This window comes from Bradyrhizobium sp. USDA 4538 (genome assembly GCF_024171045.1).
In the GTDB taxonomy this organism is placed as follows: domain Bacteria; phylum Pseudomonadota; class Alphaproteobacteria; order Rhizobiales; family Xanthobacteraceae; genus Bradyrhizobium; species Bradyrhizobium australafricanum.
Map to the genome: position 1 here is coordinate 2,999,508 of NZ_JALJZE010000001.1, position 15,482 is coordinate 3,014,989.

12 protein-coding genes are annotated in these 15,482 nt (G+C 63.6%); 9 read left to right on the top strand and 3 right to left on the bottom strand.

Going from position 1 to position 15,482, the window contains the following annotated elements; translation table 11 throughout:
• Window positions 1–80 precede the first annotated feature (80 nt).
• The 3 genes from J2R78_RS13430 to J2R78_RS13440 form a co-directional block, all read right to left on the bottom strand.
• Complete coding sequence (locus tag J2R78_RS13430; RefSeq protein WP_253604869.1) at window positions 81–1,268, bottom strand: acetyl-CoA C-acyltransferase; 1,188 nt, start codon at window positions 1,266–1,268, stop codon at window positions 81–83.
• Complete coding sequence (gene pimA, locus J2R78_RS13435; RefSeq protein WP_253604871.1) at window positions 1,265–2,968, bottom strand: dicarboxylate--CoA ligase PimA; 1,704 nt, start codon at window positions 2,966–2,968, stop codon at window positions 1,265–1,267. The genes J2R78_RS13430 and pimA overlap by 4 nt, the downstream gene beginning before the upstream one ends.
• A gap of 143 nt (window positions 2,969–3,111) precedes the next feature.
• Window positions 3,112–5,208, bottom strand: a complete 2,097-nt coding sequence (locus J2R78_RS13440) for a 3-hydroxyacyl-CoA dehydrogenase NAD-binding domain-containing protein (protein WP_253604874.1) — start codon at window positions 5,206–5,208, stop codon at window positions 3,112–3,114.
• Window positions 5,209–5,388: 180 nt separating this feature from the next.
• On the opposite strand from J2R78_RS13440, the gene J2R78_RS13445 reads away from it, so the two are divergent.
• The 9 genes from J2R78_RS13445 to J2R78_RS13485 all read left to right on the top strand — a co-directional run bounded on the left by J2R78_RS13445 (window position 5,389) and on the right by J2R78_RS13485 (window position 15,242).
• A complete protein-coding gene (locus tag J2R78_RS13445; RefSeq protein WP_018269093.1) occupies window positions 5,389–6,255 on the top strand; it encodes an IclR family transcriptional regulator in 867 nt (288 codons plus the stop codon).
• 69 nt (window positions 6,256–6,324) lie between these two features.
• Window positions 6,325–7,122 carry an ABC transporter ATP-binding protein gene (locus J2R78_RS13450; protein WP_016847575.1) on the top strand — a complete coding sequence of 266 codons (798 nt, stop codon included), beginning with the start codon at window positions 6,325–6,327 and terminating at the stop codon, window positions 7,120–7,122.
• A complete protein-coding gene (locus J2R78_RS13455; protein ID WP_038384532.1) occupies window positions 7,119–7,832 on the top strand; it encodes an ABC transporter ATP-binding protein in 714 nt (237 codons plus the stop codon). Before J2R78_RS13450 ends, J2R78_RS13455 begins: the two co-directional genes overlap by 4 nt.
• Before the next feature lie 13 nt (window positions 7,833–7,845).
• Entirely contained in the window at window positions 7,846–8,724 is an 879-nt protein-coding gene (locus tag J2R78_RS13460) for a branched-chain amino acid ABC transporter permease (RefSeq protein ID WP_028339071.1), read from the top strand.
• Window positions 8,725–8,726: 2 nt separating this feature from the next.
• Window positions 8,727–9,749, top strand: coding sequence for a branched-chain amino acid ABC transporter permease (locus tag J2R78_RS13465; protein WP_092085378.1), 1,023 nt, complete (start codon window positions 8,727–8,729; stop codon window positions 9,747–9,749).
• Between the two features lie 29 nt (window positions 9,750–9,778).
• Complete coding sequence (locus tag J2R78_RS13470; protein ID WP_253604875.1) at window positions 9,779–11,008, top strand: ABC transporter substrate-binding protein; 1,230 nt, start codon at window positions 9,779–9,781, stop codon at window positions 11,006–11,008.
• A 118-nt stretch (window positions 11,009–11,126) separates the two neighbouring features.
• Complete coding sequence (locus J2R78_RS13475; protein ID WP_253604877.1) at window positions 11,127–12,353, top strand: ABC transporter substrate-binding protein; 1,227 nt, start codon at window positions 11,127–11,129, stop codon at window positions 12,351–12,353.
• 280 nt (window positions 12,354–12,633) lie between these two features.
• A complete protein-coding gene (locus J2R78_RS13480; RefSeq protein WP_253604879.1) occupies window positions 12,634–13,860 on the top strand; it encodes an ABC transporter substrate-binding protein in 1,227 nt (408 codons plus the stop codon).
• A 155-nt stretch (window positions 13,861–14,015) separates the two neighbouring features.
• The gene (locus J2R78_RS13485; protein WP_057016010.1) at window positions 14,016–15,242 is read left to right on the top strand and encodes an ABC transporter substrate-binding protein; all 1,227 of its coding nucleotides are present in this window, start codon (window positions 14,016–14,018) and stop codon (window positions 15,240–15,242) included.
• Window positions 15,243–15,482: the final 240 nt, after the last annotated feature.

Genomic DNA, 15,482 nt, shown 5'->3' on the forward strand with positions numbered 1-15,482 from the left:
CGTTTGACAAAGCCGGCTGCCGCATGTGCCCAAAGAGAAGCCGCGGCGTATGGGTCCCGGCTTTCGCCGGGACGACAATCCTACCGCAGCACCTCGAACAGGCCGGCCGCGCCCATGCCGCCACCGACGCACATGGTGACGACGGCGTATTTGGCCTTGCGGCGGCGGCCCTCGATCAGCGCGTGGCCGGTGAGCCGCGCACCCGACATGCCATAGGGATGGCCGACCGAAATCGCGCCGCCATTGACGTTGATCTTCTCCGGATCGATGCCGAGCTTGTCGCGGCAGTACAGCACCTGCACCGCGAACGCCTCGTTGAGCTCCCAGAGATCGATGTCGTCGACCTTGAGGCCGTGGCGCTTCAGCAGCCGCGGCACCGCGAAAACCGGACCGATGCCCATCTCGTCCGGCTCGCAGCCGGCGGAGACGAAGCCGCGGAAGATGCCGAGCGGCTTCAGCCCGCGCCTGGCGGCTTCCTTGTCGCTCATGATCACGGAGGCGCTGGCGCCGTCCGAGAGCTGGCTGGCATTGCCGGCGGTGACGGTGAAACCCTCGCCGCGCACCGGCTTGAGGCTGGCAAGCCCTTCGGCCGTGGTCTCCGGCCGCGGACCTTCGTCCTGCGACAGCGTCACCTCCTTCATCGTGACGGCACCGGTCGCCTTGTCGGTGACCGCCATCATGGTGGTGATCGGCGCGAGCTCTTCCTTGAACTTGCCGCCCTGCTGCGCGGCCGCGGTGCGGCGCTGGCTTTCGAGCCCATACTCGTCCTGCTTCTCGCGCGAGATGTTGTAGCGCTTGGCGACGATCTCGGCGGTGTCGATCATGGGCATGTAGACCTCGCCCTTGATCTTGAGCAGCGCCGGATCCTGGGCATGGAAGGAATTCATCTTGTCGTTCTGCACCAGCGAGATCGACTCGCCGCCGCCGCCGACCGCGATCTCGACGCCGTCGAAGATCACCGAGCGCGCGGCGAGCGCAATCGCCTGCAGGCCGGAGGCGCACTGACGGTCGATCGTGGTGCCGGCGACCGTCACCGGCAGCCCGGCACGGAGCAGCGCCTTGCGCGCGATGTTGCCGCCGGTCGCTCCCTGCTGCATCGCCGCGCCCATCACCACGTCCTCGATCTCCTTCGGATCGACCTTGGCGCGCGCCACCGCTTCGCCGATCGCGTGCCCGAGCAAGGTCGCGCCCTCTGTGACGTTGAGCGCGCCGCGATAGGCCTTGCCGATCGGTGTGCGGGCGGTGGAGACGATAACGGCGTCGGTCATGAGCGGGATCCTGATGCGGTCTGTTGTTGCGTGGATTGAGGTGTCTCGGTTTGAGCAGTCTTGGGCTGCTGCTGGCGCAATTCGTGACGCGACAGCTTGCCGACCGGGGTACGCGGCAATTCGTCGACGAACTCGAGCGCTGCCGGCAGTTCGTGCTTGCCGACCTTGCCGCTGAGGAACGCACGCAGCTCGTCGATCGAGAAGGTCTTCTCGCCATCGCGCAGCTTGATGAAGGCCTTTGCGGCTTCGCCGCGGTAATCGTCGGGAATGCCGATCACGATCACCTCCTGCACGGCGGGATGGGTGTAGATCGCCTGCTCGATCATCTGCGGATAGACGTTGAAGCCGCCGGAGATGATCATGTCCTTCTTGCGGTCGACCAGATAGAAATAGCCGTCAGCGTCCATGTAGCCGATGTCGCCGGTGAGGAAGCGGTCGCCGACGAAAGCCTCCGCGGTCTCCGCCGGCCTGTTCCAGTAGCCCTTGGTGACGTTCGGGCCGCGGATGCGGATCTCGCCGACCTCGCCGACCGGCATCACCCTGGTGGAATCCTCCAGCGACACCACGTCCATCTCGATGCCGGGCAGCATCAAGCCGATCGAGCCCGGTTTCTCCGGTCCTTCCTTGGGATGGCCGGTGCCGGGCGAGCAGGTCTCGGTCATGCCCCAGCCGCTCTTCAGCTTCATGCCGACGCGGCGCTCGAAGATCTTCGCGACCTCCACCGGCAGCGGCGCGCCGCCGGAGCCGGCGACCACCAGCGAAGAAAGATCGCGCTTGTCGAGATCGGGCAGCGAGGCGATCGCGATCCACATCGTCGGCACGCCGGGAAACACCGTCGCGCGCTTGACCTCGATGTCGCGCATCACGGCCTCGACGTCGAAGCGCTGGTGCAGCGAGATCAGATGGCCGCGCCGGATCGCCGACAGCAGCACGACGGTCAGTGCGTAGATGTGAAACAGCGGCAGTACGCAGATCACGCGCTCGATCGCATTGCGTTCGAGCCGCCCGGGCTTGCCCCAGACGTCGTAGATCGACACCGCCGCGGTGAGATTGCCGTGGCTGAGCATTGCGCCCTTGGGCAGGCCCGTGGTGCCGCCGGTATATTGCAGCAGCGCGACGTCCTCGACGTCGACCGCCGGCCATTGCGACGGCCTGGTCGCGCCGTCGATGAACTGGCGGTGGGTGATGATCGCGGGATTGTCGGGCAGCGCGGTTTGCGGCGTGCCGACCTTGCCCCAATTGTCGTCCTCGCAGACGATCAGACGGTCGAGCAGACCCTTGGCGAGGAATTTCAGCGCGGTCGGCAACAGCGCCGACAAATTGCTGGTGACCAGCACCCGCGCGCCTGAATCGGACAGCTTGTGCGACAGCGCGATCTCGCCGTCGAGCGGCGACAGATGCACGACGCGGGCGCCGGCCTTCAGCGCGCCGAAGAAATTGATCGGATGGTCAGGCGAATTGCCGAGGAACAGCGCGACCGAGGTGCCCTTGCCGTAGCCGGCCCGCATGAAGGCCGCAGCGGCGGTCTCGACCAGGGCCTCCAACTCGGCGTAGCTGATCGGCCGGTCGCGGAATTCGAGCACCGGGCGCGCGCCGAACTCGGCGGCGGCGCTCGACAGCAGGTCCGGCAGCGTGCCGCGCGTGATCTCGTCGCTCCACTGCACGCCCTTGGGATAATATTGTTCGCCGGGATAGGTCATGAAAACCAGACTCTGGAAACTGTCATTCCGGGGCACGCGCAGCGTGAACCTAAGATGCGCAATTTGCGCATCGGGGAATCTCGAGATTCCGGGTCTGCGCCTTACGGCGCATCCCGGAATGACACGTGGTTACAGTCGCTCGATCACGCCGCCTTCGACGGCGCGGCGAGCGAGGCGAAGGTCTTGCCCTCGTCGGCGAGCTTCTTGAGCAGCGGTGCCGGCTCGAGCGAGGGATCGTTGGTCTCCTTGGCGTAGAAAGCCAGACGATCGGCGATGTGCTTGAGGCCGACGGTGTCGGCCCAGAACATCGGACCGCCGCGATAGATCGGCCAGCCATAGCCATAGAGCCAGACCACGTCGATATCCGACGGACGCGCCGCGATGCCCTCGGCGAGGATCTTCGCGCCTTCGTTGATCATCGGGTACATCATGCGCTCGAGGATCTCGTCGTCGCTGACGACGCGCTTCTTGCGGCCGAGGCGCGCCAGCGTCTCGTCGATCAGCTTCTCGACCTCCGGATCGGGCAGCGCCGCGCGCGAGCCCTGCTCGTACTTGTAGTAGCCCTTGCCGGTCTTCTGGCCGAAGCGGCCGGCTTCGCAGAGCGCGTCGGCGATCTCCGACTTGATGCCGCGGTCCTTGCGCGAGCGCCAGCCGATATCGAGACCGGCGAGATCGCCCATCGCGAACGGGCCCATCGGCATGCCGAACTTGGTCACCACGGCGTCGACCTGCTGCGGCAGGGCGCCTTCGAACAGCAGCTTCTCGGACTGCTTGCCGCGCTGCGCCAGCATGCGGTTGCCGACGAAGCCGTCGCAGACGCCGACCACTGCCGGCACCTTGGCGATCTTGCGGGCGATCGAGACGGCCGTGACCAGCGCGTCCGGCGCGGTCTTGTCGGCGCGCACGATCTCGCACAGCTTCATGACGTTGGCCGGCGAGAAGAAGTGCATGCCGAGCACGTCCTGCGGACGCTTGGTCGACTTCGCGATCTCGTCGATGTTGAGATAGGAGGTGTTGGAGGCCAGCACCGCGCCCGGCTTGGCGTACTGGTCGAGCTTGCCGAACACTTCCTTCTTGACCGCCATGGTCTCGAACACCGCCTCGATCACGAGATCGGCGTCGCCGATGTTCTCGATGCCGACGACACCGTTGATCAGCGCCATCCGCTTGGCGGGCGCGTCCGCCGGGATGCCGCCGCGCGCGGCGGTCGCCTCGTAGTTCTTCTGCATGATGCCCATGCCGCGCTTGAGCTGCTCCTCGCCGGTCTCGATCAGGGTGACCGGGATGCCGGCATTGGCGAACGACATCGCGATGCCGCCGCCCATGGTGCCGGCGCCGAGGATGGCGACGCGCGCCACGTTGCGGCCCTTGGTGCCCTCGGGGACACCGGAGATCTTGGCGGCCTCGCGCTCGGCGAAGAAGGCGTAGCGCTGTGCCTTGGACTGGTCGCCGTTCATCAGCTTGAGGAAGCCCTCGCGCTCCTTCTTCAGGCCCTCGTCGAACGGCAGGTCGATCGCGGCGCCGACGGCGTCGGCAGCGGCGAACGGCGCCTCGAGGCCGCGCGACTTCTTGGTCAGCGCAGCGACCGCATTGGTGAAGATCGAACGATCGGCCTTGGCCGCGGCGAGCTTGCTGTCGTCGTCGCGCAGCTTGCGCAGCGGACGCTTCTCGGCGACCACCTTGCGCGCGAATGCCTCACCGCCCGAAGCCGGACCCTCGACGATCTCCTCGATCAGGCCGGCCTTCAGCGCCGCGTCCGCGCCGATCGGATCGCCGCCGACGATCATCTTGACCGCGAGCTCGGGACCGACCGCGCGCGGCAGGCGCTGGGTGCCGCCGGCGCCGGGCAGCAGGCCGAGCTTCACCTCGGGCAGACCGAGCTTGGCGTCCTTGGTGGCGACACGGTAGTGGCAGGCCAGCGCGACCTCGAGGCCGCCGCCGAGCGCGGTGCCGTGGATGGCGGCAACGATCGGCTTCGGCGAGCTCTCCATCAGGCTCAGCACTTCGGCGAGCCCGGGCGGCTTCGGCGGCTTGCCGAATTCGGTGATGTCGGCGCCGGCGATGAAGGTACGGCCGGCGCAGGTCAGCACGATGCCCTGGACCTGCGCATCATCGATCGCGCTCTTGATGCACTCGAAGATGCCGCCGCGCACCGCGGCGCTCAGCGCATTCACAGGCGGACTGTTAACCGTGACGACGGCAATATTGTCATGACGTTCGAGCTTGACGACTTCACTCACCGGGACTCTCCCTGGATGCTTGTTCTTGGACTTGTGTTGAGTAGCTGCACGACTTGCGTTGAGCCGCTACGATTAGACCAATTTCGCACTGCGAAATTTAATTCCACATCTTGACATGGAGGGTTATTTTGAAGCACGTGCCTTGTCAACGAGCATGACAAGGGCAGGGCAAGGATAGGGATGAAGCGCGCCAGCAAGAAAGCCGCGACCGATCGCAATTTCGTCGTCGCCCTTTCCCGCGGACTGGACGTCCTGCGCGCATTCCAACCCAATGACGGGCTGCTCGGCAATCAGGAGATTGCAGCCCGCACCAAGTTACCGAAGCCAACCATTTCCCGGCTGACCTACACGCTGACCAAGCTGGGATACCTTACACCTGTACCGAAGTTCGAGAAGTACCAACTCGCGCCGTCGGCGATGGCACTCGGCTACGCCGCGCTCGCCAATCTCGGCGTTCGGCATTTGTCCGAGCCCTATCGAGAAGAAGTGATGCGCGCGACCGGCGGAGCGGTCGCCGTCGGCGGACGCGACCGCCACAGCATGATTTATTTCGGCCAGAGCCGGAACGGCCTGGCGCTCGGCGTACAACTCGACGTCGGCTCGCGGGTGCCGATCGCAACCACCGCGATGGGGCGTGCTTATATTTGGGCATTGCCGCCCGACGAGCGCGCGGCTTTACTGCGTGAGTTGCGGGACCACTACGGCAGCCGCTGGGCCAAGATGCGCGACGGCATCGAGCGCTCCGGCGAGACGGTCGCGAAGCACGGCTTCACGATGTCCGCAGGCGACTGGCAGAACGACGTCGCCGCAGTCGGCGTTGCATTGAGATTGAACGACGGAACCGGTCCTTACGCCTTCAATTGCGGCGCGCCGGCATTCCGCTTCACGGAAGACAGATTGCTCAACGACATTGGACCTCGTCTTGTCGCGATGGTAAGGAACATCGAGCAGGCGCTCGGTGGAATGGCGCCGCAATCCAAAAAAGAAGAACGCAAAAAGACCAGAGTAGGAGGGAAAGTTGCACGTTTGGCCGAGGGGATCAGATAGCCTCCATCACGTCCAGCGAAACGCATCGCAGGGCCGCTCGCACCGCTCGAAGACGGCGGGCGAGACGAGATGACGCAGGCACAGCTCGCGCAGGGGAATGATCCCCTGCTCGCGGTTCGCGACGTCAGCGTCGTGTTCGGCGGCATCATCGCACTGAACGGCGTGTCGTTCGACATGCGCCATGGACAGATCCTCGGGTTGATCGGGCCGAACGGCGCCGGCAAGACGACGCTGTTCAATTGCCTGTCGCGGCTCTATCAGCCGTCGTCCGGCGACATCCTGATGGAAGGCAAGAGCATCCTGTCGCGCCCGCCGCACCGGATCGCCGAGATCGGCATCGGCCGCACCTTCCAGAACGTCGCGCTGTTCCCCAACCTGTCCGTGATCGACAATGTGCGCGTCGGCGCGCATGCGCGCACCTCGAGCGACATCGTCAGCGACTCGCTGCGCCTCGCCTGGGTCCGCCGCGGCGAGACCGACATGAACAAGAAGGTGCACGACATCCTCGGCTATCTCGATCTCGAGGACGTCGCCCACACCGTGGTCTCGGGACTTCCGTTCGGCACCCAGAAGCGCGTCGAACTGGCGCGCGCCCTGGCCGCGGATCCGAAGATCCTGCTGCTCGACGAGCCGGCCGGCGGCCTCAATCACGAAGAAGTCTATGTGCTCGGCGACCTGATCCGCAAAATCCGCGACGACCGCAAGATCACCGTGCTGCTGGTCGAGCATCACATGGGTCTCGTGATGTCGATCGCCGACCACGTCGTCGCGCTCAATTTCGGCCGCAAGCTTGCCGAAGGCACGCCGGCCCAGGTCCAGGCCGACCCTGATGTCATCAAGGCCTATCTGGGGAGCAAGGACCAATGACCACGATGCTCAACGTCAAGGACCTGCGCGCCTATTACGGCCAGGTTCAGGCCCTGCACGGCCTCTCCTTTTCGCTCAACGAGGGCTCGCTGACCACCCTGCTCGGCGCCAACGGCGCCGGCAAGACCACCACACTGCGGGCGATCTGCAACATGGTGCGCTCCACCGGCGCGATCGAGTTCGAGGGCAAGCCGATCGGCACGCGCTCGACCGAAAACGTGGTCCGCCTCGGCATCGCCCATGTGCCGCAGGGCCGCGGCACCTTCACCAACATGACGGTGGAGGAAAACCTGCAGCTCGGCGCCATCAGCCGCCCGGACAAGAAGGCGATCGGCGCCGACATCGAACGGATGTACGAGCATTTCCCGGTGCTGAAGCAGCGCTACACCCAGCAGGCCGGCACGCTGTCCGGCGGCGAGCAGCAGATGCTCGCGGTGGCCCGCGCGCTGATGCTGCGGCCGCGCCTGATGCTGCTCGACGAGCCGTCGTTCGGCCTCGCGCCGCTGATCGTGCGCGACCTGTTCCGCATCCTCGGCAAGATCAATCGCGAGGAAAAGGTGACCATCCTGGTGGTCGAGCAGAATGCGCAGCTCGCGCTTGAGCTCGCCGACCAGGCCTACGTGATCGAAACCGGACGGATCGTGATGTCGGGCAATGCCAAGGACATCGCGAACAACGAAGACGTCCGCAAATCCTATCTCGGCTACTGAGGGAGCTGGCACAATGGAGCTTTTTGCCAACCAGGTCCTGGCCGGCATCGCCACCGGCGCGATCTATGCCTGCATGGCGCTCGCGGTGGTCATGATCTACCAGGCCATCGACCATCTGAATTTCGCCCAGGGCGAAATGGCGATGTTCTCGACCTTCGTGTCCTGGCAGCTGATGCAATGGGGCGTGCCGTATTGGGGCGCCTTCGTGCTCACCGTCGCCTTTTCGTTCGCCGCCGGCATCGTCATCGAGCGGTTGCTGTTCAAGCCGCTGGCGAAGGCGCCGATCCTGACCAACGTCGCCGGCTTCATCGCGCTCTACGCGATCATCAACTCGGTCGCCGGCCTGATCTGGGACTTCACCATCAAGCAGTATCCGACGCCGTTCGGTTCCTCACCGTTCCTCGGCAGCCAGCTGATCTCGACCCATCAGGCCGGCATGATCGGCATCACGCTGTTGATGCTGCTCCTGCTGTTCTTCTTCTTCCGCTTCACCCGGGTCGGTCTTGCGATGCGCGCCGCCGCATCGCTGCCGGAATCGGCCCGGCTGGTCGGCATCAACACCTCGTGGATGATCGCGCTGGGCTGGGGCATGGCCGCCTCGATCGGCTCGATCGCCGGCATGATGATCGCACCTGTGGTGTTCCTCGAGCCTAACATGATGCTCGGCGTGCTGATCTATGGATTTGCCGCAGCCGTGCTCGGCGGCCTGTCGAGCCCGTTCGGCGCCGTCATGGGTGGCTTCCTGGTCGGCGTCTTCGAGAACCTCGTCGGCACCTACATCCCCGGCGTCGGCAATGAACTGAAACTTCCGATCGCGCTTGCGCTGATCATCGTCGTCCTGGTCGTGAAACCGGCAGGCCTGTTCGGCCGCGCCATCGTGAAGCGAGTTTGATCATGAGCGCCGCTGAAGAAGTCGAAGTCGTCACCGAAGGCCAGGCCGTCGAGGCCGTTCCCAAGCGCGCCATGACGCTGGGCTACGGCACCTCGCTCGTCGTGCTCGCCGCGCTGATCCTGATCCCGCTGTTCGTCAAGAACTTCATCATCTTCCAGATGACGATGCTTCTGATCTACGGCCTTGCGGTGCTGGCGCTCAACATCCTGACCGGCGGCTCCGGCCAGTTCTCGCTCGGCCAGAGCGCGTTCTACGCCGTCGGCGCCTACACCTCGGCGATCCTGATGGAGCATGCGGGCATGAACTATGCCCTCACGCTGCCGATCGCCGGCATCGTCTGCTTCGGCTTCGGCTTCCTGTTCGGCCAGCCGGCGCTGCGGCTTTCCGGCGTCTATCTGGCGCTCGCGACCTTTGCGCTCGCCACCGCGATGCCGCAGCTTCTGAAGCTGGGCTATTTCGAGCACTGGACCGGCGGCGTGCAGGGTCTCGTGGTCACCAAGCCGGATGCGCCGTTCGGCCTGCCGATGGGGCAGGACATGTGGCTGTATTACTTCACGCTGGTGGTCACGATCGCGATCTATATCGCTTCGGTGAACCTGCTGCGCTCGCGCTCCGGCCGCGCCTTCATGGCGATCCGCGACAACGAGATCGCGGCCTCCGCGATGGGCGTCGACGTCGCGCTGTACAAGACGCTGGCGTTCGGCGTCTCGGCCGGCATCACCGGCGTTGCCGGCGGTCTCGGTGCCATCGCGGTGCAGTTCGTGGCGCCCGACGGCTACACCATCCAGCTCGCGATCTCGCTGTTCCTCGGCATGGTGGTCGGCGGCGTCGGCTGGCTGCCCGGCTCGATCGTAGGCTCCGCCTTCATCATCTTCGTGCCCAACATCGCCGAGGGTATTTCGAAGGGCCTTTCGGGCGCGGTGTTCGGCGTGCTGCTGTTCCTCGTCATCTTCCTCGTGCCGCACGGCGCCAGGCAGGTCGCGATCGTTGCCCAGCAACTGGCCGCAAAGTTCAAGAAAAACTGACAGCCTATAGAAGCAAACCAGGAGATATTATGCTTTCTACCGTTCGGATCGCCGCGATTTCCGCGGCGATCGTCGCTGTTGCCGCGACGTCCACTGCCGCATTCGCCCAAAAGAAATACGACACCGGCGCAAGCGATACCGAGATCAAGGTCGGCAACATCATCCCCTATTCGGGACCAGCCTCCGCCTACGGCGTGATCGGCAAGACCGAAGAAGCCTACTTCAAGATGATCAACGATCGCGGCGGCATCAACGGCCGCAAGGTCAATTTCGTCAGCTATGACGACGCCTATTCGCCGCCGAAAGCCGTCGAACAGGTGCGCAAGCTGATCGAGAGCGACGAGGTACTGCTCGTCTTCAACCCGCTCGGCACCCCGTCCAACACCGCGATCCAGAAATACCTGAATTCCAAGAAGATCCCGCAGCTGTTCGTCGCGACCGGCGCCACCAAGTGGAACGACCCGAAGAACTTCCCGTGGACCATGGGCTGGCAGCCGAGCTACCAGAGCGAAGCGCAGATCTACGCCAAGTGGCTGATGAAGGAGAAGCCCGACGCCAAGATCGCGATCCTCTATCAGAACGACGATTTCGGCAAAGACTACCTCAAGGGCACCAAGGACGGCTTTGGCGCCAAGGCGGCCTCCAGCATCATCATGGAGGAGAGCTATGAGATTTCGGAGCCGTCGATCGACGGCCACATCGTCAAGATCAAGGCCGCCAATCCCGACGTGCTGCTGATCTACACCACGCCGAAGTTCGGCGCGCAGACCATCAAGAAGACCGCCGAGCTCGGCTGGAAGCCGCTGCAGATCATCACCAACGTGTCGGCCTCGGTCGGCAGCGTGATGCAGCCGGCCGGCTTCGACAACGCGCAGGGCGTGCTGTCGGCGGCCTACGCCAAGGACGGTGCCGACGCACAGTGGAACAACGACCCCGGCATGAAGAAGTGGGCCGAGTTTCTCGACAAGTACATGCCGGGCGCCGACAAGACCGACGGCGGCTATGTGTACGGCTATGGCGCCGCACAGACGCTCGCCAAGGTGCTCGAAATGTGCGGCGACGATCTCACCCGCGCCAACGTCATGAAGCAGGCGGCGAGCCTGAAGGACTTTACGCCCGACACCCTGCTGCCCGGCGTCAAGATCAACACCTCGGCCACCGACTTCGCCCCGATCGCCCAGCTGCAGATGCAGCGTTTCAAGGGGCAGAAGTGGGAACTGTTCGGCGACATCATTTCCGGCGACGTCCCCTCCGAGTGACGTTGCACTGCGGGAATAAAACAACAGCCTCCGCGATATCCGTCGCGGGGGCTTTTTGTTGACGCCCCGCGCCGATGGTATTGAATACTCCAAACAAAGAACCCGAGGTGGGGAAACCATGACTGCCGCACGCCCGTCCCTGACGGCGCTGTTGTCCGCATTCGCTCTGATCCTGACGAGCTGCAATGTCGCGCAGGCGCAGAAGAAATACGACACCGGGGCCAGCGACACCGAGATCAAGATCGGCAACATCATGCCCTACAGCGGTCCCGCCTCGGCCTACGGCACGATCGGCAAGACCGAGGCCGCCTACTTCAGGATGATCAACGATGCCGGCGGCATCCACGGCCGCAAGATCAAGTTCATCTCCTACGATGACGGCTACTCGCCGCCCAAGACGGTGGAGCAGGCGCGCAAGCTGGTCGAGAACGACGAAGTGCTGCTGCTGTTCGGCTCGGTCGGGACCGCGACCAATGCGGCGATCCGGAAATACATGAACGAGAAGCAGGTGCCGCAGCTGTTCATCGCCTCAGGCGCCTCGAAGTGGAACGACCCGAAAGATTATCCGTGGACCATGGGCTGGCAGCCGTCCTACCAGGACGAGGCGCGGGTCTACGCAAAATACATCATGAAGCACAAGCCCGACGCCAAGGTCGCCGTGCTCTACCAGAACGACGATTTCGGCAAGGACTACCTCAAGGGCTTGAAGGACGCCTTCGGCGACAAGGCATCGATGATCGTCGCCGAGGAGGCCTACGAGACATCCGAGCCCACGGTCGACAGCCACATCATCAAGCTGAAGGCCGCCGGTGCCGACACATTCGTCAGCATCACGACGCCGAAATTCGCGGCACAGGCGATCAAGAAGGCGGCCGAGATCGCGTGGACGCCGTTGCAGATCGTCGCCAACGTCTCGGCCTCGGTCGGCGGCGTGATGCAGCCGGCGGGCTTCGAGAATTCGCAGGGTATCCTGTCGGCATCCTATCTCAAGGACGGCGCCGATCCGCAGTGGGACAAGGATCCCGGCATGGAGAAATTCCTCGCCTTCCTCAAGAAGAATTATCCCGACGCCAACAAGCTCGACGGCGCCACCTCGTTCGGCTACGCCGCCGCACAGACCATGGTGAAGGTGCTGGAGATGTGCGGTGACGACCTCACCCGCGCCAATGTCATGAAGCAGGCCGCAAGCCTGAAGGATTTCGTCCCCGGCACGCTGCTGCCGGGCATCAGCATCAACACCTCGGCCACCGATTTCGCACCGATCAAGCAACTGCGCCTGATGCGGTTCAAGGGCGAAAAGTGGGAGCTGTTCGGGGACATCATTTCGAGCAATCTGAGCAACTGATCGACACGTCGGTCTGTTCGATCCGCGCGCTCAACTCAACGGCGTCGCTTTACTCGTCCGCAATCTCTGCGGTTGGCTCCACGCACACGCGAACGCGTTGGCGGATTTTTGAGCAGCGGCCCGCCTTGAGGGTGGTCGACTAAAGACGCAGCCCCTGCGGCAATGCCGCAGGGGCTTTTCATTGAGACACCCCAGGTAAGATGATAGTTTTTACGACCAATAATGAGCCCTCGAAACAGGGGGCCGCGACACATCATCGGCAATCAGGGAGAGAAACGGCATGTCTGCAATACGACAATTGACGGCATTTGCTGCTGCGCTTGCGTTCGTCGCCGCATCCGGCAGCGCTGCGCTTGCCCAGAAGAAATACGACACCGGCGCCTCCGACACCGAGATCAAGATCGGCAACATCATGCCCTATAGCGGAGCGGCCTCAGCCTATGGCGTGATCGGCAAGACCGAGGAGGCCTATTTCCGCAAGATCAACGCCGAGGGCGGCATCAACGGCCGCAAGATCACCTTCATCAGCTACGACGACGCCTACACTCCGCCGAAGACGGTCGAGCAGGCGCGCAAGCTGGTCGAGAGCGACGAGGTACTGCTGATCTTCAATTCGCTCGGCACGCCGCCGAATTCGGCAATCCAGAAATACATGAACCAGAAGAAGGTGCCGCAGCTGTTCGTCGCCACCGGCGCCACCAAGTGGAACGACCCGCAGAATTTCCCCTGGACGATGGGCTGGCAGCCCAACTACCAGAGCGAGTCCATCATCTATGCGAAGTACATCCTGAAGAACAAGCCGGATGCCAAAATCGCGGTGCTCTACCAGAACGACGACTACGGCAAGGACTATCTGAAGGGATTCAAGGACGGGCTCGGCGCCAAGGCCGCGTCGATGATCGTCGCCGAGGACAGCTATGAGGTGACGGAGCCGACCATCGACTCCCACATCGTCAGGCTCAAGGCCTCCGGCGCCGACGTATTCTTCAACATCACGACGCCGAAGTTCGCCGCGCAGGCGATCAAGAAGAATGCCGAGCTCGGCTGGAAGCCGCTACACTTCCTCAACAACGTCTCCGGATCGATCGGCAGCGTGATCAAGCCCGCGGGCTTCGAGAACGCCCAGGACATCGTCTCGTCGCAATATTTCAAGGATCCGACCGACGCGCAGTGGAAGACCGACAAGGCGATGATCGCCTGGAACGAATTCCTCGATAAGTACTATCCGGAAGCGAACCGGGCCGATGCCTCGGTGATGTACGCCTATATCGTCTCGCAGGGCCTGGTCCACGTGCTCAAGGCCTGCGGCGACAATCTGACCCGCGAGAACATCATGAAGCAGGCGGCCAGCATTCGCGATTACGAGCCCGGCGGCCTGCTGCCCGGCGTCAAGGTCAACACCTCGGCGACCGATTTCGCGCCGCTTTCGCAACTGCAATTGATCCGCTTCAAGGGCGAGACCTGGGAGCGCTTTGGCGAAGTCTTGAGCGCCGACGTCGGCGGTTAGGCCGGGAAGGTCGACCAAAGATACCGCCCCTGCGGCGTTTGCCGCAGGGGCTTCTCATTGAGACGAACCGCCTAAAATGATAATCACTGCAGCCAAACAAAGAGCTCTCCAAGCAAGAGGGCCGAGACACATGACAAACAGGGAGAGAGACATAGATGTCCGCTACCAAAAAACTTGCGGTCCTCGGGGCCGCGCTCGCGCTCGTCGCGACATCCGGCAGCGCTGCGCTTGCCCAGAAGAAATACGACACCGGCGCCAGCGATACCGAGATCAAGATCGGCAACATCATGCCCTACAGCGGCCCGGCGTCCGCCTATGGCGTCATCGGCCGCACCGAGGCCGCCTATTTCAAGAAGGTCAACGACGCCGGCGGCATCAATGGCCGCAAGATCAACTTCATCTCCTACGATGACGCCTACTCGCCGCCGAAGGCCGTGGAACAGGCCCGCAAGCTGGTCGAGAGCGACGAGGTGCTGCTGATCTTCAACTCGCTCGGCACGCCGTCGAACTCGGCGATCCAGAAATACATGAACTCCAAGAAGGTGCCGCAGCTGTTCGTCGCCACCGGCGCCACCAAGTGGAACGACCCGAAGGACTTTCCCTGGACGATGGGCTGGCAGCCCAACTACCAGAGCGAGACCCAGATCTACGCAAAATACATCCTGAAGAACATGCCGAACGCCAAGATCGCGGTGCTCTACCAGAATGACGATTACGGCAAGGACTATCTGAAGGGCCTGAAGGACGGGCTTGGCCAGAAGGCCGCCAGCATGATCGTCGCGGAAGAAAGCTTCGAGACGTCCCAGCCGACCATCGACAGCAACATCGTCAAGCTGAAGGCGAGCAACGCCGACGTCTTCATCGACATCGCGACGCCGAAATTCGCGGCCCAGGCGATCAAGAAGGTCGCCGAGATCGGCTGGAAGCCGACCCACTTCCTCAACAACGTGTCGGCCTCGGTCGGCAGCGTGATCAAACCGGCCGGCTTCGAGAACGCACAGGATATCATCTCCGCCGCCTACCTGAAGGACGCTTCCGACAAGCAATGGGACAATGACCCGGGCATGAAGGAGTTCTACGCCTTCATGGCCAAGGACTTCCCCGAAGGCGACAAGCTCGACGGCGGCACCGTGGTCGGCTTCGGCGTGGCGCAGACGCTGGTCCAGGTGCTGAAGCAGTGCGGCGACAACCTCACCCGCGAGAACATCATGAAGCAGGCCGCAAGCCTGAAGGACTTCCGCACCGAGGTGCTGCTGCCTGGCGTCAAGATCAACACCGCGGCGAACGATTTCGCGCCGATCAGCCAGCTGCAGCTGATGAAGTTCAAGGGCGAGAAATGGGAACTGTTCGGCGAGGTCATCAGCGCCGACGTCGGCGGCTGATTTCCCGCCGCCCCTCGACCGGGAAAGGCCCCCTGCGATACCCTCGCAGGGGGCTTTTTGTTGGCGCATTTCCGGGCGAAGCGGGTACCGATTCGCGCGAAGAAAACGCGTCGGAAACCGGAATTTAAAGCCATGGCCTGCTCGCACGCCGGCCCGGGCAATGCCCGCTTACACTTTGCCCGGCAATACGCTAGGTAAACCGGCAAGACACCCGACAAGAAACCGACGCCCTTGCGCGGC

Coding starts and splice junctions, on each gene's coding strand:
- J2R78_RS13430 (WP_253604869.1), bottom strand. CDS start 1,268: ATGACCGACGCCGTTATCGTCTCCACCGCCCGCACACCGATCGGCAAG.
- pimA (WP_253604871.1), bottom strand. CDS start 2,968: ATGACCTATCCCGGCGAACAATATTATCCCAAGGGCGTGCAGTGGAGC.
- J2R78_RS13445 (WP_018269093.1), top strand. CDS start 5,389: ATGAAGCGCGCCAGCAAGAAAGCCGCGACCGATCGCAATTTCGTCGTC.
- J2R78_RS13450 (WP_016847575.1), top strand. CDS start 6,325: ATGACGCAGGCACAGCTCGCGCAGGGGAATGATCCCCTGCTCGCGGTT.
- J2R78_RS13455 (WP_038384532.1), top strand. CDS start 7,119: ATGACCACGATGCTCAACGTCAAGGACCTGCGCGCCTATTACGGCCAG.
- J2R78_RS13460 (WP_028339071.1), top strand. CDS start 7,846: ATGGAGCTTTTTGCCAACCAGGTCCTGGCCGGCATCGCCACCGGCGCG.
- J2R78_RS13465 (WP_092085378.1), top strand. CDS start 8,727: ATGAGCGCCGCTGAAGAAGTCGAAGTCGTCACCGAAGGCCAGGCCGTC.
- J2R78_RS13470 (WP_253604875.1), top strand. CDS start 9,779: ATGCTTTCTACCGTTCGGATCGCCGCGATTTCCGCGGCGATCGTCGCT.
- J2R78_RS13475 (WP_253604877.1), top strand. CDS start 11,127: ATGACTGCCGCACGCCCGTCCCTGACGGCGCTGTTGTCCGCATTCGCT.
- J2R78_RS13480 (WP_253604879.1), top strand. CDS start 12,634: ATGTCTGCAATACGACAATTGACGGCATTTGCTGCTGCGCTTGCGTTC.
- J2R78_RS13485 (WP_057016010.1), top strand. CDS start 14,016: ATGTCCGCTACCAAAAAACTTGCGGTCCTCGGGGCCGCGCTCGCGCTC.